General features: G+C 48.0%; 16 protein-coding genes. 1 reads left to right on the top strand and 15 read right to left on the bottom strand.

The annotated features are described in order from the left end of the window. Positions 1-2: 2 nt before the first annotated feature. The 12 genes from Q4G98_RS02410 to murA all read right to left on the bottom strand — a co-directional run bounded on the left by Q4G98_RS02410 (position 3) and on the right by murA (position 15,995). Entirely contained in the window at positions 3-521 is a 519-nt protein-coding gene (locus tag Q4G98_RS02410) for a hypothetical protein (RefSeq protein WP_177561449.1), read from the bottom strand. Between the two features lie 161 nt (positions 522-682). Next, complete coding sequence (locus Q4G98_RS02405) at positions 683-1,318, bottom strand: sigma-70 family RNA polymerase sigma factor (protein ID WP_298565317.1); 636 nt, start codon at positions 1,316-1,318, stop codon at positions 683-685. Positions 1,319-1,336: 18 nt separating this feature from the next. Next, on the bottom strand, positions 1,337-5,599 hold the full coding sequence (locus Q4G98_RS02400; protein ID WP_298565314.1) for a translocation/assembly module TamB domain-containing protein: 4,263 nt from the start codon (positions 5,597-5,599) through the stop codon (positions 1,337-1,339). Positions 5,600-5,714: 115 nt separating this feature from the next. Next, on the bottom strand, positions 5,715-7,085 hold the full coding sequence (locus Q4G98_RS02395; protein ID WP_298565311.1) for a TolC family protein: 1,371 nt from the start codon (positions 7,083-7,085) through the stop codon (positions 5,715-5,717). Positions 7,086-7,168: 83 nt separating this feature from the next. Then, positions 7,169-8,437, bottom strand: a complete 1,269-nt coding sequence (locus tag Q4G98_RS02390) for an MlaD family protein (protein ID WP_177561445.1) — start codon at positions 8,435-8,437, stop codon at positions 7,169-7,171. Further along, the gene (locus tag Q4G98_RS02385) at positions 8,437-9,183 is read right to left on the bottom strand and encodes an ATP-binding cassette domain-containing protein (protein ID WP_177561487.1); all 747 of its coding nucleotides are present in this window, start codon (positions 9,181-9,183) and stop codon (positions 8,437-8,439) included. The genes Q4G98_RS02390 and Q4G98_RS02385 overlap by 1 nt, the downstream gene beginning before the upstream one ends. A 26-nt stretch (positions 9,184-9,209) precedes the next feature. Beyond that, positions 9,210-9,980 carry an ABC transporter permease gene (locus Q4G98_RS02380; protein WP_177561444.1) on the bottom strand — a complete coding sequence of 257 codons (771 nt, stop codon included), beginning with the start codon at positions 9,978-9,980 and terminating at the stop codon, positions 9,210-9,212. 125 nt (positions 9,981-10,105) lie between these two features. Beyond that, positions 10,106-11,776 carry a SpoIVB peptidase S55 domain-containing protein gene (locus tag Q4G98_RS02375; protein WP_298565304.1) on the bottom strand — a complete coding sequence of 557 codons (1,671 nt, stop codon included), beginning with the start codon at positions 11,774-11,776 and terminating at the stop codon, positions 10,106-10,108. Between the two features lie 62 nt (positions 11,777-11,838). Then, positions 11,839-12,150 carry a hypothetical protein gene (locus tag Q4G98_RS02370; RefSeq protein ID WP_177561442.1) on the bottom strand — a complete coding sequence of 104 codons (312 nt, stop codon included), beginning with the start codon at positions 12,148-12,150 and terminating at the stop codon, positions 11,839-11,841. An 87-nt stretch (positions 12,151-12,237) separates the two neighbouring features. Next, complete coding sequence (locus tag Q4G98_RS02365) at positions 12,238-13,638, bottom strand: phosphodiester glycosidase family protein (protein WP_298565301.1); 1,401 nt, start codon at positions 13,636-13,638, stop codon at positions 12,238-12,240. 54 nt (positions 13,639-13,692) lie between these two features. Further along, positions 13,693-14,715 (bottom strand): rod shape-determining protein, encoded by a 1,023-nt coding sequence (locus Q4G98_RS02360; RefSeq protein ID WP_177561440.1) that lies wholly within the window; start codon positions 14,713-14,715, stop codon positions 13,693-13,695. A gap of 14 nt (positions 14,716-14,729) precedes the next feature. Next, complete coding sequence (gene murA, locus Q4G98_RS02355) at positions 14,730-15,995, bottom strand: UDP-N-acetylglucosamine 1-carboxyvinyltransferase (protein ID WP_177561439.1); 1,266 nt, start codon at positions 15,993-15,995, stop codon at positions 14,730-14,732. A gap of 201 nt (positions 15,996-16,196) precedes the next feature. Here murA and Q4G98_RS02350 point away from each other — a divergent pair, with 201 nt between their 5' ends. Further along, positions 16,197-16,712 (top strand): hypothetical protein, encoded by a 516-nt coding sequence (locus tag Q4G98_RS02350; RefSeq protein WP_298565298.1) that lies wholly within the window; start codon positions 16,197-16,199, stop codon positions 16,710-16,712. Between the two features lie 42 nt (positions 16,713-16,754). Here Q4G98_RS02350 and Q4G98_RS02345 read toward each other — a convergent pair whose 3' ends face one another. The 3 genes from Q4G98_RS02345 to atpD form a co-directional block, all read right to left on the bottom strand. Next, positions 16,755-16,940, bottom strand: coding sequence for a hypothetical protein (locus tag Q4G98_RS02345; RefSeq protein WP_177561437.1), 186 nt, complete (start codon positions 16,938-16,940; stop codon positions 16,755-16,757). Positions 16,941-17,048: 108 nt separating this feature from the next. Beyond that, complete coding sequence (locus Q4G98_RS02340; RefSeq protein WP_177561436.1) at positions 17,049-17,465, bottom strand: F0F1 ATP synthase subunit epsilon; 417 nt, start codon at positions 17,463-17,465, stop codon at positions 17,049-17,051. Next, positions 17,465-18,880 (bottom strand): F0F1 ATP synthase subunit beta, encoded by a 1,416-nt coding sequence (gene atpD, locus Q4G98_RS02335; RefSeq protein ID WP_293661780.1) that lies wholly within the window; start codon positions 18,878-18,880, stop codon positions 17,465-17,467. Before atpD ends, Q4G98_RS02340 begins: the two co-directional genes overlap by 1 nt. Positions 18,881-18,884 lie beyond the last annotated feature (4 nt).

The following is an 18,884-nucleotide window of genomic DNA, read 5'->3' as shown; positions in this document are numbered from 1 at the left end:
AACTAGTTAGCATCCCGTAAAGTTCTGCGTGCTTCACGCACAAGCTGCCTCATGTCTGCCGCCGGCAACTCTACACTACGCTGCTGTTCTTTCACTTGCTCTTCTTTTGGGTACTCTGACGGTATCGCTACCGTTTGCTGTTCCTGTTTTGGTTTATCTGTAAAAGTCGGCACCGTTTTACCTGGCACCGCCTCTGCTTGAGGCAAATTTTTCTGTATTTCTGTTGAAGCTATTACAGCAGCAGGATCTTGCATTTTCACCGCCGCCTCATCTTCAGCCATGCCGGCATATAACCAGCCGCCATAACCAGCCAATACTACTATCACCGCGGCCAGTAATGCCAGACGCTGCCTGTTCCAGACAGACAGCCAGCCGCGTTTTTCCCGCAAATGCTTGATCTCCGCTTCGGCCAGCATCAAATCAAGTTCGCCGCGCATACCGTTGTTTTCACGGAAACTTTGTTCAGCATTTTCCAGACTGCTTTTAACATTGCGAATACGTTCACAAATAGATTTTGTCACCGTAAAAACCCCCTTTCGCGACTGAAAATAATACAGGATACATATATAGTCACTACTCTAAAAAGTTTTTTCACCCGGCAAATTTTATTAATATCTGCCATATCCGACGATTAAAGCCTGTATAGGCAGTTCTTGTTTTAAATAATGCCTGTTTTCTTTTATTAGCTTTTATTTAACTCGCTCATCAGCCGTGAGAGCATACCGCGAACTCTGCGTACACCCTGCTTCTGCAGCCGGTAAATATGTCCCAGGCTCACATCAATAGCCGCCGCCAGATCGCCGGCACTTTTATCTTCCAGATAAATCCCGGTCAGGACCTGCTGTTCTTTTTGCGGCAGTCTTTCCATCGCCTGCGTTATCTTGTCGTTTAAAAAATTCCGCTCGGCCAGCTCAAACGGAGACGCTTCATCGGAAACCAGACATTCAGACCAGGCCAGGCCGACAGAGTTAACGCCATCCAAAGACAGCATCTGGCTGCCATATTCCGCCTGCAGAAAATCGAGCATCCTGCCACGAATACGGTGAGAAGCAAAAATGCTGAAAGCAACACCGCGTTCATGATCGAATTTTTCAGCTGCTTCGAGCAGGCCGACAGTGCCTTCCTGGATCAATTCCAGAGTCTGCGCTTCAGCCAGCCGGAACGCCATGGCTATTTTAAAAACCAAAGGCTGATACGCTGTGATTATTTTTCTATAAGCACCCTGATCGCCCTCAGCCCATGAACGCCATAAAGCAAGCTCTTCTTCCAGTTCCAGTAAATCGATCTTCTGTAACTCTGCTAAATATTGCTGCAGCATCTGCTTCCCTCCTTTCCTTTAAAAGGTCACCCGATATTCCAGACCATACCAGTTTTCATGGTCTTCGTTCAAAGAATAATTGATATTCAAATGTTTACTGATCTCATATTGACCAAAAACACTGTGATGCTCGTTATCCATACTGGTAGTATACCCAACCATAAAGTTATCCGTCAAATATTTACTGAATAAAACATTATATTGATTACGTTCGTCAGGTGTGAACTCACGGCTGCGCCGCGTATCCATTTCGATACCGGAACGCAGTTTTCCAGAATAGACCCTGAATTCGTCCAGTCCCAGCGCCTCTTTAAAGATTTGCTCCACGTCACCGAACACAGCCATTTCCAATCCGGCAGTCATCAAATTCTGCAAATCGTCGCTATCAACGCCTTCACTGCCGGTAGCCTCGCGCTGCAGCGTCAGCATCCGCACGATCTGGTCCTTGGTCAGCGGTGGTGAAGAATTGAGCTGTAAGTCCATTTCTTCAAGCGGACCGGAAATATGCATGCCAATATCATAACGCTGGAATTTAGCCGTGGCTTCCAGATTCACTGTCGGCAAAACACTGCCGGGGATAGGCCAGGCCGCAGAAGCAGCACGTACTTTAAACTGTGTGCGAAGATAACTGATCGAGCCCCGATCGGCACTGATCGTACCGCCTATATTAGTATACAATGTACTGCCCTGAATATGCAATCCTCCGGCAAGCCATAAGTCATATAAATATTTATTGTATAAGTGGATCTTCGGTCCCAGGGTTATCTGTACATCAAGTCCGATATTGCTTTCCCCTTCACCGAATTCAGGTATGGTCGGCATATTGACGAGGACATCGTCAAACCGTACGGTACCTTTAAGCAGCGGCCGGTAACTAAAGTGCGGGCCTTTACCAGGAAGCGGCGTGCTGCCAGCCTCCTGCCTTACAATAAACCGCTGCGGCGTCACAGTCAGATTGCCATTGATGCGGCCTGTAAAAATATCCGAAGCTATTTCCGCGTTATCAGCAACCAGATCCAACTGATAAGCGTCGCGTTCATTAGAGCGCAGCGCATAAGTGCCGCTGCCCTTGAAGCTGCCTTTGCCAAGCTTGGCCGAAATATCTTTCAGGGTCACCTTATTGCCTGCAAATTCTATGTCAGTATGGATATTTTCAATCACCGTCTGCACATGCTTAAATTTCAGCGAGCCCTCCGGGATTTTTACAGCTCCGTATACCAGAGGTTCCTCCAGTGTGCCTGCCAGTTTGACCTGCCCCTGTGTTTCACCAACGCCCCATTCTACCATGGGTGAAATGACCTGCAAAATACCCAAACGGGCGTTATCCAGATTCAGCTGCACGTTCATCTGGGCATTAGGATCCCGCCGCTGTTCTTTCGAACGGAACAGATCCAGCGGCACATCGCCATAAGCACTGGCCTTATAAATATCTTTATTCAGCATTGCCTGCTCGATTTTTAAATTGTCATCGGCAAGTGAAAGCATCGCCGTAAAGTCATCGAAACCGATGCCGGCTACACTGCCATTTTTTACCTCCACGGAACCGTTGCCTTCCGGATCTTTCAGTGTACCCTGCAATTGTACAAACATATTCAAATCGCCTGTAACTGCAACAGGATCAGCCATAAAGGCTGTTACCAGTGCCGGATTGGCATCTATAGCGCCGGCCTCAAGCTCCAGCTTGCCATCAGCCAGATTGACCTTACCGCCAACGGCAACGATGCCCTTATCAGTAATGTCCTTGGTTTCCATCAGTTTGACATCATCGAAATACCAGACTTTATCCTGCAAATGACCCTTGAACTTCATTTCCTCATATTTCAGGTCATTGATAGAAATATCATCTACCCAGACATCAACGAAAATCCCTGATTTGGGCCCATGCGGATTGATCGCGATCTCGCCCTGGGCCAGACCGTCCACATTATAATCGGCTTTTGCCATTTTCAGGATTGATCTGACATTGCCATAGACAGCCACTATATTGCCCTGCAGCAATCTCTGCTCGTGGTCATAATCAAGCTCTGCTGAAAGCACTCCCTTGGTGGCCTGTTTAAAAGAGCCCAGCAAATGATTTTTAATACCGCCGTCACTATCCAGTTTACACTGGATATCAGTCAGTTCTTCGCCGTTGATAAAAATAGCTTTGCTGCTGACATCACCATGGAAGAACGGCTTCGACAAAGTACCAGTCAAGGTTCCCTGGGCGTCAGCATATCCATCCAAATCAACTGTATCGTCATTGATAGGCAAAGTACTGAGATTAATATCTTTGATATCTACTTTAAAATCAAGATTTTGCTGCGCATCCATGCGTCCATTCAGTTTAGCTTCTGTAGACAAAGCCACAATATCGCAGTCGCTGATCACTAAATCATTTTTCTGATAACTGTAATCCGTTGCGATCTTATCAATGAGATAACCTTCAGCGCTGCCGTCTGTCAGTAAAAACTTACCGCTGACATCAGGCATCGATAAGGTTCCTGTTATGAGCATTTTGTTATTGATATTACCGGTCAGCTTTACTTCCGGGGCAAACACCTTCACAAACGGCTCTGCCCTTACCCCCGTCGTCTCGACTTCCAGATCAAAGGCCGGGTCTTCGCTCTGCAGATTGATGCTGCCGTTTAAAACGCTTTCCCCCTGCGCCATCTTGACCTTGTAGTTCCGCAACGAGACAATGCTGTCTTGCATACTCATGCCGCCATAAGCTTCCTCGATTGTAAGACCACCCAGATCAACCTGTTTGAACTGGGTAATACCTGTAAAGTTCACGGCATCAAGCGTACCGGAAAGATCAAATTGAGAGGCTACCAGGCCACTGCCCTGCTGCCCCAGAGCTTCAAGGACAGGCGCCAGCTGAAAATCAGTTACAGAGCCCTGCAGCTTAAATGCGCCCTCACTGGTAACCGTACCCCGGGCCAGCATTGCGCCAGTTTCCGTAAACGCCGAAAAATTATTGATTTTACAGCCCGCATGATCAAGATCGATATCAAAGTCAACTTTATGCAATAACAAATCACGCCAACCTAAACGTACAGTATCTGCCGCCAAATTGACTTCGAACTTGTCATCTTTAATTATGCCTTTCAGCGCGATACTGCCGTCTACGGCAAAAATATCCTCCGGCCGGTCACTGAGCGGCGCAGTCTTGACCTGTTCCAGATCAAGCGCTGCCACCAGAGCACCACTGCCAAGATCATATTCTGCCAGAAAATCTGCTTTGCCGCCGCCAAATCCAGCCCGCGCCGTATTGATCTGCGCTTTGTTGTCGATAATTCTGAAGGGCACAGACAGGTTGTGAAATTCTTCATTTTTTATTTTCAGCAGCTCCGCCGTCAATAATCCGCGGCCCTGAATATTATTCTGGTCTTTAAAATCAACGTCGCCAGTAAGCTGTGCTGTTTGTCCATCTACAGTCAGTAAAAGTTTGTCTGTTTTAACAGCCTTATCATTAAACGCAACCTTCCCATCAATCCCAACAGGAATTTCCCAGTCTTCATAGATCGCAGTGCCTGTCAGCTGCTCTAACACAACCGCACCTGCCATCGTAACATCCTTACCGCTGTTCGTCCACAAAAGATTGACATTACGAACAGCGCCGCGGAAATCTTTTACTTTGCCAAACTCCTGGGCTAACGGGGCAAATGCCTCCAAAGCAAAATGCTCGCTTTTTACCGTTAAACTGCCCACGGCCTTCATATCGATCAAGCCCTTGAGCTGCAGCGAGTCTGCTGCATGAGCCACTTTTGCATCAACAGCAAATTTCGGATTGCCGCTGCCGTCGATCGTTCCAGCTAAAGCAAAATCCCATTTTCCATAAGGGGTTTCCGTTATGATCTTTCCTTCTTTAATGGCTAAAAGGCCATAAAACGGCGTTTCGTCAGATTCAGATGGCTTCAAAAAATCCTGTACGTTCCAATGTTCTTTTTCATTCAGCGTCAAATAAATAACAGGCTTTTCCAAAGTAACCCTGTCCAGGGCTTTATTAGTATTGAAAAGGGCATGCCAGGGCGAGATATGCAGCCGGACCTCTGGTAAAATAGCAATCAGCTGCTGCTGTTTATCCTTTACCTGCACATCAAATACGGACAACTCCAAGGCCCCATTCCACTCTACACGGGCAATATCAACAGAACCGGTGATATAATCCCCGGCCAGATTCGACACCAGCGGCGGAACCTGAGCCAAATACCCCGGCACAACAAATTTTATGATACTGTAATACACTATACCGACTATTGCCATAATTCCCAGCAACCAACGAAATAGTTTATTCATATTCTGCCTCCGCAGTAAAATTCATAATACAACTTATTTTACTTCGACAAAAGATAGAAACCTCCTGCATTTTTCTTGTAAAATAAAAAATCCCGCCAAAGCGGGATTTTTATAATTATTCTTCTGCTGACGCAGTGGACATGGTCGGGGTAGTATTGGCAGCTGGAGCAACAGCCACAGGTACACCCATAGCAGTTTCCAGAGCGATCTTCGAAGTATTATAATCATACAAAGCATTGACAAAATTCGTCCTGGCCTCGGTCAAAGCAACCTGCGCGTCAATAACGTCCAGATTGGTACCGACACCGGCCATATAACGAACCTGCGCGATATGGAAGTCTTCTTCAGCTTTAGCAACCGCTACCTGCGTAGTAGAAATGCGTTTCTCAGCTTCGCGCAGCCCCAGATAATTGCTGCGGACTTCCAGTTCCACGGAATCCACGGTATCACGATAAGTTTCTTCGGCCTGCAGCAGTTTCTCTTCGGCTGCATGTACTTTAGATAAGGTAACGCCGGAGTCAAAAATATTCATGGAGGCACTGATGCCTACACTCCAGTTTTCTTTATCATCGCCGGGCCAGTTACTGCCGCTGCCGCCCCAGGCTTCACCGGCAGAAGCATTGACCTTGGGTAAAAAGCCGCTTTTAGCAACCTTAACAGCACCTTTGGCCGCATCAACAGCCAGACGGCTCTGCTCCAGATCCACACGGTTCATGGAAGCATAATCAAGGCAATACTGCATATCATTCTCATAAGGAGTATACTGCAGGCTGTCCTTCAATTTCAAAGTCGTATCTAAAGAAGTCCCAATGATCTTGTTCAGAGAAGCCTCAGCTACATCATAGTTGTTAGTGGCCTGGATCAGCTGCTGCTGCGCATTGGCTAAAGAAACCTCACTGCGCAGTACGTCAACCTTGGCTACAACGCCTACGTCATACTGGGCCTGAACATTTTTCAGATGCTCTTCCAGCTGGTTAACAGAATCCTGATACAGATTTTCCATATTGCCGGCCTGCAGCAAACTGAAATAACCGTCTGTAGCCGTCTTTTTCATTTCGATATAAGCCTTGGTTTCACCTAAAGCATAGCTTTTATAATTGGCCTTAGCCTGATCTATCGTACCTGATAATTGTCCGCCGGTATAAATAGGGATCGAAGCGGTAATGCTGTTGCTGTGAGAATTGCCCAAATCCTTACTGTATACACCTGTAAAAGCATTTTTCTGAGCATCTGCGTAACCACCGCGACCAGATCTATGCTCAGCGCTGATACTGATACCGCGTCCGGAACGAGCAGCATTAAGTTCCGCTTTCGAGCCTTTCTTTTGCGAGATGGCGATCTTAACAGCCGGATTCGTCGTCAAAGCTCTTTGTACGGCATCGTCTAAATCAAGCTCCAGGGTTTCAGCAAAAACGGACTGAGTGCATAATAAACTTAACGCAGCCGTAAGCACCAACACCTTTTGGCTCTTTTTATAATTGAACATTATTTTCGTACCTCCAATCAACTGACTGGCTAGTCAGTATAAGAAAATTATATTTTTTTATAACCCAAAAGTCAAACATTTTTTTAAAAATAACTGCGCAATCCAACATATGTGTTGTTTTTGTTGCCATTACGTACGTCAGTCTGTTCGCCTAACAATGAAAGATTATCTGTCAGCTTCAGCTCGCCGCCTACCTTAACCTTCGTGTCGTTAAAGTCATAGACCTGGCTGTACAGCTTAAAAGCATTGCCCAGCTTGTAATCGAAGCCGACGCCGAATTCACCCTGCATCGCTCCCATGCTTACAGCAGCAGGGCCAAAATTTTTACCTAACGAAAGATCGAGTTTATTCGCATCCCCGATATCGTACCCGCCAACATACACAAAAGTATCTTTTTTAGGAGTAAAGGTAACGCCCAGATTACTGCGCCAGTCGCTGCCCTTCACGCTGCGGGTCACATCAGCCTGTACCTTCGCCGTATCCAGAACGCCCAGCATCCGGTTAGCCTTATCACTGGCTTCTCTGGCATTATGCAGCGTAGCCTTGATATCAGACTCGGTCTGCGGATCAGTTGCCACCTTTTCCAAAAGCTCCGTAGCTTTTTCGATCCTGCCGCTGGCATTAGCAAGGTTTTCAATGATCCTCGCCATATTCTGGCCGGCGCCGCCCTTATTAGTCTCGACCATGATGTTTTCCATCTGGCTGGCCGCATTATTCATCCTTACGGCCATTGCGCTCATCTGCTGCACCATCAGGTTGATCTCCTGCTGGTTGGCTACTGCCACATCGGCCATGACCTTGCTAAAAGTGTTCATATTATTGCTGATATCACGGGCATTGACAAAACCATCACGCATTGACCGCTGCACCTCGGGATCACCGAAAACATTGTTCAGCGCCTCGGCGATACCTTCAACTTTTGCCAGCACCTTGGAAGAAGCCTGCATGAATTCATCCAGCCCGGCCCCCTGGTTGCCTTCCAGCTTATCGCCGGGATGAATATACTGTCCCGTTATTTTGGCAGGCGGCAGTACATCTACAAACCGCTCACCTAAAATACCATCGGACCCCAGGGAAAAAATAGCCCCCTTCGGGATCTTGATGTCTTTGTTGATATCAGCCACTACATCAACACTGTCACCCTGTACATTGACTTCTTTGACAGTGCCGACCTGTACACCGGCATACCTTACGACATGGCCCGGCATCAGGCCTCCGACCTGCGGATAAGAAATCTGCAGCTTATAGCCGCTGCCGGAGAAGCTGAAAGCTCCCAGAAAAGTAATGATGCCCGCTAAAAGACCTACGCCGCCTAAAGTTAATGCGCCAACTTTTACTTCGTTTGAACTCATTACTGCTCCGCCTCCTCTCTGATTTCTTTACCGCGAATAAACGCGTCTACGATTTGATTATGGCCACTCTTTATCTCTGCAACTGTCCCCAAAGCGACAATTTTGCCCTTATAAAGCATGGCTATTCTATCGGCCGCATAAAAAGCCGATTCCATATCATGTGTTACCAAAACCGAAGTCACCTGCAATTGCTGCTGAGTTTTTCTGATCAGCCGGCTGATATTATTTGACATGATCGGGTCAAGACCAGCCGTAGGTTCATCATATAAAACGATTTCCGGCCTGTTGGCGATCGCCCGGGCCAAGCCAACTCTTTTTTTCATACCGCCGGACAGTTCCGCCGGATACTGTTCTTTGGCCTGCGGTAAACCTACCAGTTCCAACATCTCCCTGACTATAGCCTGAATCTCTTCTTCGCTTTTATCAGTATGCTGACGCAGTCCGAAAGCGACATTTTCGCCAACTGTTAAAAAATCAAACAACGCCGAATACTGAAACACCATGCCCATTTTCTGCCGCAGCTTGTTCCAGCCGTCTTCGTCCAGCGTGCTTACCTGCTCGCCCTTAACAAAAATTTCTCCGGCACTGGGCTGCAGCAGCCCGATCATGGCACGTAAAATAGTGCTTTTACCGCTGCCAGAAGGGCCCAAAACGGCCAGGGTCTCCCCCTGCACGATATCCAGATCGATATCATTTATAACAACATTGTCGCCAAAAGCGATATTTAATTTTCGCAAACTGATAATCGGTTCTGCCACAGGCAGTACCTCCTTTAAACGTACAGTAAAATCGACAAAAAGTAGTTCGTGATAAAGATCAGCACAATGGATAAAACCACTGAACCAGTCGTAGCAATGCCAACGCCTTCAGCGCCCTGCTTGGCGCCCAGCCCTTTATGGCAAGCTACGATAGCAATGATGCCGCCAAAAACCGCGCTTTTAAGCATACCGCCCACCATATCAAATGGCTCAGCAAACATTTTGATAGAATTTACATAAGTAAAAGTGCTGATCCCCGCATAATAGTGTGAAACCAGCCAACCGCCAATATTGCCAATGGTATTGGCAAAAACGATCAGCACCGGCATCATAAAAACGATGGCCAGAAATCTGGGCACGACCAGATAAGTCGTAGGATTGGTAGCCATCACTTTTAAGGCATCTATCTGCTCTGTTACTTTCATCGTACCGATCTCAGCAGCAATAGCCGCGCCAATACGTCCGGCCACGACTACGCCTGTCAGCACCGGCACCAGCTCGCGTCCCATCGCGATGGCGACGATACCGCCAACAGAAGAAGAAGCGCCAAAACGTACAAACTCTTTCGCCGTCTGCACTGAAAATACCATACCCGTAAAAAGTATGGTCATCAGGACGATCGGCAGCGAATCAGCGCCCAGCTTTGCCATTTGCCGGACAGTTTCCTTCCAGTCGGCCTGACCGATCCGCTTCAGAGTATCCGTAAAGAGCAGCATCATCCGACCGGCATTAGCACAGCCGTCAAGCATGATCTTGCCTATGTCGTTGCATACAGTCTGCAGCATTACGAAAGCCCCCTTCTTCTACGTTATGGAACGATAGTTATCTATATTTCCATTTCAAACTTCACTTTACCTGCTTTTAAATATACTTTATTTTTATGACTTTTTTATGTCCATTTACCAAAATATTATTTTACTACGTCGACCACAATATCAGTAGTTCCGTCAACAATAAAATTCATCGTGGTTTTCTGTTTCATCGGGCTGCCCTCCAGCATGGACGCAAATCCGCCGGCCTGAGACTGCATTGCCGCATTGGGAGCTTCCTGACCGGCAGCAATATCCACGATCAGATCATTATTCTGGTCCGCATCGTTGATACTTTTGATAAAGTCATTCAACGTTTTGCGATTATCCTTCTGCTGTGCCGGCACACCCTCTTCCCGCTGTTTACGCAGCAGGTTCTGGATCCAAGCCAGCGAACTGCCGCCGCGGACAGTCAGGGGTAATTTGCCCTCCCGCTGATCTTTAGGCACTTTGAACAGTACGGTCTTCGTAATCTTTGCCGCCCTGTACGGCTGCAACTGCACGTCGATATGGATAGTATCACCGGGAGCCGCTTCTTTTTCTCTTGCCGAAGCGCTGATGATCTCTGCCACTTCAGCCTTATCATCAAGAACGATATTGATATTCACGCCGTAAATATCAACTTTTTCAAATTTATTCTGCGTCAGGATGGTTCCCGCTTCTACCAGCTCCTGATTGATCAGCTTGCCGATGCCTGCCGCTGCATAATACATATTTTCACGCTGCACATTGATCGGGCCACTGACAGCACCTCTGCCATCGATCCGGAAAGAAAATCTGGCCGTGCCGCCGCCTTCGCGGTCCATAGTTTTGGCAACAGTGTTATAGGCCACTGCGTCCAGCATGGCCGGCAGTAAAACTTCATCATCGATGATCTCTACACGGGAACTGTTGTTGACGCCCCTGGCGCCATCCGTGACAGAAACATATACCGGGACTACCGGCGGCCCCTGTCCGATCTTACCGGCAATACCGGCACTGCGGTCCTGAGTGATCGTACCGATGGGTTCACCGATATTACCAACTTTATAAGCTGATTCCAGATTTGGCAGCGAAGCCAGTATCCAGGCCTTGTTCATAAAATAGCAGGAATCGCCGCGCTGCATAAAAGGATGGCCAAAAGCGAGGATCTCGCCGTCGTCGCCGACCCAGGTGACAGTGCCCAAAGCACCTAACTGAATGTCACCACGCATCAAAGAAACGCCCACGGCGCTGCCGGGCTGCAGAGGCTGCGTGCTGGTAAAAGCACCGCTGCCGCCAACACCTGTTGCTTTTAGGCCAAAAGGTTCCAGTTTTTCACTTAAATACCGGATGCCGGACTCTGTAAAGCCGCCCGCCATCAACGGTGTGTTTTTGGGTAAAAATTCTGAAGGACGCGGCGCCGGCTCATTTAAAAGATCCAGCATCCTGCCTATCGGTGTCAAAAAGCAATACTGCGGGTCGGTAAAAGCCTTACCAAAAGCCACCGCGCCAGCCAGCCTGCCGTTGATGTAGACCGGACTGCCGCTCATGCCCTGCGCAATGCCGCCGCTGCGGTCGATAACGTCGCCGCTGGCTTTGATCAGGATATTATGGCCCATCGCATCATTGCCGATCACGCCTAAAACCTCTATATCAAATTCTTCGATAGTGTCACCCACGATGACGGTCTTAGCCACACCGCGCATACCCGGCACAATATCTTCTACCGGCATCAGCGGCACATTGGCCCATGCCAGCGCACTGCTGACACACCATATTATTAAGCTTAAAATAAATATCTGTTTTTTCATAACTCTCCATAATAGTGCAAAACCGGCGTGAGCAGAGCAGCACGCCGGTTTCAATTTTATTCTTAGTGAGCCGCTACACGCACTACAGTTTGTCCGTTGCTGATAGTATCGCCCGGTTTGACCAAAACGGCAGTTACTTTACCGGCAATATTAGCTCTGGCTGCTGGCGCAGGCCCGGCAATAGTTTTGACTTTGACCAACACCTGACCTTCACTGACCTGCATCCCTACAGTCGCCAGTCCGTCTGCCAAAACAACGCCATTCAAAGTAGTTTTCTGATCTACAGCAGTATCTGCGAATGCTAAAGTATACGCTCCGCCTAAAATACAGAGCACTGTCAGCAGCGCAATAATTTTCCAATTGACTTTTTTCATAGTTTTCACTCCTTCCAAGAGGAAGCATCGGGATTTCTGCATATCTCCCTATATTGTATTATACTATTCTAACCTGGCTTTGACAAGTCAGTTCTTCTTGGGGAATAAGCCTAAGCCTACACTTACAGCCCGTTCTCTTCCATCGGAAGGATTGTTTAATACTTTATTATTGAGCACCATCTCACTGGAGCCGCCGCCGTCAAAATTAAGCGCTGACACCGCCCCCAGTTTGAGCATATAACGAGCCGCTTCCTCTAACGTCATGCCGACAGAATCCGTACGGCGGCCATCTGCTACCAGCAGCACCACAGTGCCGTCTTTTTTGACACCTATGGCTGTGCGCGGAGCTCTGCCATAGGCAATATCTCCGGCGATCTGCTCGCTGCCGGAGCGGACATTGCGCTTACCGGCTTCTACCAGCAGCGGACCTGCTCCCAAAACAAGTTCGGCCTGATCTGCGACAGCATTGCCCAGGGTCTGCTGAACACTGGCCCTGTCGCCGATCCGCAGCTGTTCCAGTATTTTGGCGTTAGCTCCGTGTGCGGAAACTACCACGCTCTTTTTATCCAGGCGCATATTTCCGGCTTTGCTGATTTCCGCAACCTTGCCGTCTTTGATCCGAACCTCGCAGCCAAAATTATTAGTCCGCGTCGAGGGACCAAAGTAGTGTGTATAAACAACGACATCCTCGGCAATACGTTCCCGGTTGATGCCTTTGACAGACAGTTTTACGCCCAACGACGGCAGCATGACATTGCCGTCATAAGCCAGATCCTTCAATATCTGCGGTTTACCGCCGGCGATAACAAAAGCGCTGCGGGCCTTATCTTCCATACCCAGCCATTCGCCGTCGATTTTTAAATTACCGATGATCCAGCCGCTGGTATCGAAGTAGGAAGCATTGACAGCCGCCTTCGCGCCCAGGGCATTAGCCGCCTTCAGCAGCGTCCCGCGGCCATTCCTGTCGACAGCGCCCGAAAAAGGCAGTAATTTATAATCGCTGTCAGGAGCCACTTCTAAAATATGCATCTGTATCGGCAGACCTTCCATGTCATCCTGCCAGAAAGTATACTGCAGGCCTTTGCCCTGGTTCACCGTGTTTTTAGTCACTAAAATACGGTAAATATCCAAAACGATACGGTCCGGCTTCTGCAGAGCAAAGACCTTATACTGCTGCTCTTTGTTGAGCGTCACTACTAATTTGGACGCTTTGCGCCCATCCTTCTTTAAAACCACGCTTTTAATGATCGGGTCCTTGACCTTTTCACTCATCTCCCGGGCTACAGCGGCATCAATATTCAACACTATTGACGTCCCCTGTTTCTCGTCTTTATACTTGACCTTTTCATCAGTATCAAGTACGATCCTTACCCGTGTAGGGCTGCTGCTGTAACGCATTTTATTTACTGTCGCCGCCCAGGCCTGGACCGGCAGCAGAACCAAAAGCGCCGTCAAGATCATTTTAAAAAAATATTTCTTCTGCAACATTCCTGTACTCCTCCTAAAAAATAATACACAGCCACAAGGGCTGTGTATCAGCACTTACAAACTGCCATTTCCCACAATAGTCCCCGGGCGCAGTTTATTCAAATCGATCAAAGCCTTGCCTGTACCCAGCGCAACGCAATCCAGCGGCTGTTCCGCGATATAAGTATCAATACCGGTCTCATCCTTCAGTACTTGAGCAATACCATCCAGCAGCGCGCCGCCGCCAGTCAGGTAAATACCCTTGTCCACTATATCCGCCGATAATTCAGGCGGGCATTTTTCCAGCACCGATCTTACCGACGCCACTAAGGCTGCGACTGACTCTCTCAGTGCTTTGCGACCATCCTCAGAAGTAACTTTGATCGTAGTCGGCAGACCTGTCACCAGATCGCGTCCGCGAACCTCATGCTCTACCTGACGTCCTTCAGGATGCACCGTCGCTACGTTGATTTTTATTTCTTCTGCCGTGCGTTCACCGATCAGAACATTATGGATCCGTTTGACGTGCCTGATAATGGCTTCGTCAAAAGCATCGCCGCCAATACGCAAAGAGGCGTCCACAACAACTCCGCCCAGGCTCAATACAGCGATATCAGTAGTGCCGCCGCCAATATCGACGACCATGCTGCCTGCCGCTGCCGCAATATCCAAGCCTGCGCCCAGCGCCGCCGCCAACGGCTCCTCTATCAGATAAGTTTTGGAGGCACCGGCCTGCATCGTTGCTTCTAAAACAGCACGCTTTTCAACCGAAGTTACACCCGTAGGAATACATACCATAATCCGCGGTTTACTGAAAAAGCTTTTGCCGGCAACTTTATTAACGACATATTCCAGCATTTTCTGGGTGATCGTATAGTTGGCGATAACGCCCTCTTTCAAAGGACGGATCGCTATGATATTACCGGGAGTACGGCCGATCATCTGCCGGGCTTCCTCACCAACTGCCAAAATTTTATTCTTGTCCCGGTCGATCGCCACAACAGAAGGCTCATTCAAAACAATGCCCTTACCTTTGACGAAAACCAGAATATTGGCAGTTCCTAAATCAATACCTATATCAATACTGTTAAAAACCATTTTTTCACCCGCTTTTAATCATTCCCGCCAACACGTTTAATATCAGCGCCCAAGCCCTGTAATTTAGTTACGATCTCTTCATAACCACGGTCAATGTGATAAATATCACAGATCTCTGTCGTCCCTTCGGCTACCAACCCGGCTAAAATCATCGCCGCACCGGCCCGCAGATCAGTCGCCCGTACCTGACAGCCCGTCAGTTTCGCCGGCCCGTCAACGACCGCGCTGCGGCCCTCGGCAGTAATATTGGCGCCCATCCGGTTCAGCTCTACCACGTGCATGAACCTGTTTTCAAAGACCGTTTCCGTTACCTTGCTGCGGCCTTCAGCGATCGTCATCATCGCCATCAGCTGCGCCTGCATATCCGTAGGGAACCCGGGATAAGGCAAAGTCTTGACATCAATGGCCTTGAGCCTGCCCTCGCCTGTCACACGCACACTGTCAATATCTTCTTCTACTGTTACGCCTGCTTCCCGCAGTTTGGCAATCAGCGGTTTTTGATGCTCTGTCAAAACATTCTCTACAATTATGTCGCCGCCGGTCATGGCTGCAGCGATCATATAGGTCCCGGCCTCGATCCTGTCAGGGATCACCGTATGGTCGGCACCATGCAGCTCTTTCACGCCTTCGATCCTGATCACATTCGTACCCGCGCCACGGATCCTGGCTCCCATTTGGTTCAGATAGTTGGCCAGATCTACGATCTCCGGTTCCTCCGCAGGGTTTTCCAGAATAGTGGTCCCTTCGGCCAAAGCCGCCGCCATCATTACATTTTCAGTAGCGCCGACACTGGGGAAATCAAAATAGATCGTAGTTCCCACTAAACCATTCGGCGCGGTAGCTTCAATATAGCCATGTCCCTGTTCTATTTTTACCCCCAGGGCCTCGAAACCTTTTAAATGCAGATCGATCGGACGCGTGCCGATAGCGCAGCCGCCCGGCTGAGAAATACGGGCCTTGCCCTTACGTGCCAGCAACGGTCCCATGACCAGAAAGGAAGCTCTCATGCAGCGCACCAATTCATATGGCGCTTCGCAGGAAGTTATTTCCGTACTATCTATATTCAGTACATGGGGCTCACTGGCATCTACCTTGATGCCCAGGCAATTCAAAACAGCACAGATCGTACGCACATCGTCAAGAGCAGGGATCTCCTCTAAACGGCTGGGAGTATTCCCCAAGATCGACGCAGCAATGATCGGCAAGACAGCATTTTTTGCTCCACTAGTTTTCACAGAGCCTGTCAGACGGTTACCGCCTTTGACAACTAATTTCTCCACCCAGATAGCCCCCTAAGAAGTTCTATATTTATACAAAACGAATCAATTACATGAAGTAAAACTTACTGTAATATTTTATCATTTTTGAGGTACTTGTACAATGACTTTTACCTGTTTTGAAAAATTTCACATTTATCACAGTTTCTTCGCAAGTTTCCTGCGTCAAAGTGTTATAATACTGATTAAAGGAGATGAAAAACTATGATAAATGCAGAAATAGAAGCCCGCGAACTTCAGGATAAACTTACTCACATTTGTTCGGAAGCAAAGATCGACTTCAAAGTCCCTGCTGCCAATGAAGCAGTAATCACTATCCATAACCCTAACGGCGGTTTGCCTATCAATATTTTTTCCAATGATTTCGACCACGAATTCAAGGTAGTTTATTTCAAAACGCCGCGTTTTTTCCCCTCTAATCAGGATGGTATCGCAGCTTTGCTCAAAGCCATTTCCGATTATGTTACAGGCAAAATCGTTTATATGGATATCATCAGTACCAGCAACAATTCCTATCCGCGCGACCGCCTTGTACACGTGGAAGAATTGCCGGAAGCAGACCTTGATCAGCTGGCACGTCTTTGCATCAACAAAAATCTGCTCAGCGAAAGTGAGCTGCGCTTTGAACTGCAAGCCGGGTCCTCAGTTTGTATCAACTTCTGGGATCAGACTAAAAATTTCTGTTACAAGATGCAAAACGGCAAAATCACCAAAGAGTGAGTTTAACGTAAAAAAACTACCAATCAGCTGATTGGTAGTTTTTTATTTACTTAATCTTTGGCGGTCAGCCAGAATATTATAGTAAGTTTCTTTTTCCATAATCTCTCTGCGGATGCTTTGTTTGGCGCTTTCATCAGCACATTCTGCCAAACGCCGGCGCAGAAAAGCAAGATCTTGTTTCAGATGCAGCATTTTATTTCCTGAAATATCCATGATCGGATCTGACACTTCTGATCACCTTCCTTTATCAACAGGATACTATAGAAAGTTTCTTTTAGCAAGTAAAAAACCCACTGTTTTTACACAGTGGGTTTTTTGTTTAATTGTCGTATGCTATCAACGTCCTGATTTGTTGTATGCACCCAGGCGGGCGACAGCCCTTCTCAGCGCATGCTGAGCACGGTCGACATCCAGGTTTTCTGTCTTATTTTTTAAACGTTCTTCAGCACGTTCTTTAGCAGCTTCTGCTCTGGCTTTGTCAATATCAGCAGCCATTTCGGCAATAGTTGCCAGGATCGTACATTTATTAGCGTTCATTTCCATAAAACCACCACAAATAGCGATGTAACCTTCAGTGCCGTCAGCCAGACGATATTTCATCGGAGCAATGTCCAAGCTGGCAATAACGGGAATATGGTTAGCCTCGATGCCGATACCGCCGTCATTAGTGCGGAGGCCCAAGTATACAATTTCATCGGAGCTGAAAAGCAATTTATCCGGAGTGACAATTTCCAATTGCATACAATTAGCCATTATTCAGCCTTCATAGTCTCAGCTTTAGCTACAGCGTCATCAATGGTACCAACCATGTAGAAAGCACCTTCCGGCAAATCGTCATGTTTGCCTTCCAGGATTTCTTTGAAGCCGCGGATAGTTTCTTTCAGCGGAACATATTGGCCGGGAGTACCGGTGAACTGTTCAGCAACAAAGAATGCTTGGCTGAGGAATTTTTGGATTTTACGAGCGCGGGCAACAGTGATCTTATCCTCTTCGCTCAATTCTTCCATACCAAGAATTGCGATAATGTCCTGCAATTCTTTATAACGCTGCAAAATAGCCTGTACGCCACGAGCTACGTTATAGTGCTCTTCGCCGATAACCAGCGGATCAAGGATACGGCTGGTGGAGTCAAGCGGGTCAACTGCCGGATAAATACCAAGCTCTGCAATTTGACGGGAAAGTACGGTCGTAGCGTCCAAGTGAGCGAATGTTCCCGCAGGAGCAGGGTCAGTCAAGTCATCCGCAGGTACGTATACGGCCTGTACAGAGGTAATGGAACCAGTTTTGGTGGAAGTGATACGCTCTTGCAAGGCACCGATGTCGTTAGCCAGAGTAGGCTGATAACCTACTGCGGACGGCATACGGCCGAGCAAAGCGGATACTTCGGAACCAGCCTGAATGAAACGGAAAATGTTATCGATAAAGAGCAGTACGTCCTGTCCGCCGATATCACGGAAATATTCCGCCATGGTCAAACCAGTCAGGCCAACGCGCATACGTGCTCCAGGAGGTTCGTTCATCTGACCGTAAACAAGAGCGGTCTTATCGATAACGCCGGATTCTTTCATTTCGCACCACAAGTCGTTGCCTTCACGTGTACGTTCGCCAACACCTGCAAATACGGAATAACCACCATGCGCGGTAGCGATATTATGAATAAGCTCCATAATAATAACTGTTTTACCAACACCTGCGCCGCCGAACAGACCGATCTTACCGCCAAGAGCGTACGGAGCGATCAAGTCAACGACTTTGATGCCGGTTTCTAAAATTTTAGTTGTTGTAGCTTGTTGGTCGAAAGTCGGAGCCGGTCTATGGATAGGCCAGTAATCGGCAGCATCGACTTTTCTCTCGTCATGGTCAACAGTTTCACCCAATACGTTAAATATGCGGCCCAAAGTACCAGGACCAACCGGAACACTGATCGGTGCGCCGGTATCAACAGCTTCCATTCCGCGAACAAGACCGTCGGTAGAACTCATGGCAACTGCACGGACTACATTGTAGCCGATATGCTGCATAACTTCACAGGTAAGATGGATTTGCACCTTACCGTCATCAGTAGTACCATCGATTTTAATAGCGTTCAGGATTGCAGGCATACTTTTCGGAGGGAATTCAATGTCAACAACAGGGCCAACAACTTGTACTATTCTACCAGTATTCAAGGTT

It is taken from the genome of uncultured Phascolarctobacterium sp. (assembly GCF_958349595.1).
In the GTDB taxonomy this organism is placed as follows: domain Bacteria; phylum Bacillota; class Negativicutes; order Acidaminococcales; family Acidaminococcaceae; genus Phascolarctobacterium.
This window is presented reverse-complemented; position numbering and strand designations above follow the sequence as displayed.

Coding starts and splice junctions, on each gene's coding strand:
- Q4G98_RS02405 (WP_298565317.1), bottom strand. CDS start 1,318: ATGCTGCAGCAATATTTAGCAGAGTTACAGAAGATCGATTTACTGGAA.
- Q4G98_RS02400 (WP_298565314.1), bottom strand. CDS start 5,599: ATGAATAAACTATTTCGTTGGTTGCTGGGAATTATGGCAATAGTCGGT.
- Q4G98_RS02395 (WP_298565311.1), bottom strand. CDS start 7,085: ATGTTCAATTATAAAAAGAGCCAAAAGGTGTTGGTGCTTACGGCTGCG.
- Q4G98_RS02390 (WP_177561445.1), bottom strand. CDS start 8,437: ATGAGTTCAAACGAAGTAAAAGTTGGCGCATTAACTTTAGGCGGCGTA.
- Q4G98_RS02380 (WP_177561444.1), bottom strand. CDS start 9,980: ATGCTGCAGACTGTATGCAACGACATAGGCAAGATCATGCTTGACGGC.
- Q4G98_RS02375 (WP_298565304.1), bottom strand. CDS start 11,776: ATGAAAAAACAGATATTTATTTTAAGCTTAATAATATGGTGTGTCAGC.
- Q4G98_RS02370 (WP_177561442.1), bottom strand. CDS start 12,150: ATGAAAAAAGTCAATTGGAAAATTATTGCGCTGCTGACAGTGCTCTGT.
- Q4G98_RS02365 (WP_298565301.1), bottom strand. CDS start 13,638: ATGTTGCAGAAGAAATATTTTTTTAAAATGATCTTGACGGCGCTTTTG.
- Q4G98_RS02360 (WP_177561440.1), bottom strand. CDS start 14,715: ATGGTTTTTAACAGTATTGATATAGGTATTGATTTAGGAACTGCCAAT.
- Q4G98_RS02350 (WP_298565298.1), top strand. CDS start 16,197: ATGATAAATGCAGAAATAGAAGCCCGCGAACTTCAGGATAAACTTACT.
- Q4G98_RS02340 (WP_177561436.1), bottom strand. CDS start 17,465: ATGGCTAATTGTATGCAATTGGAAATTGTCACTCCGGATAAATTGCTT.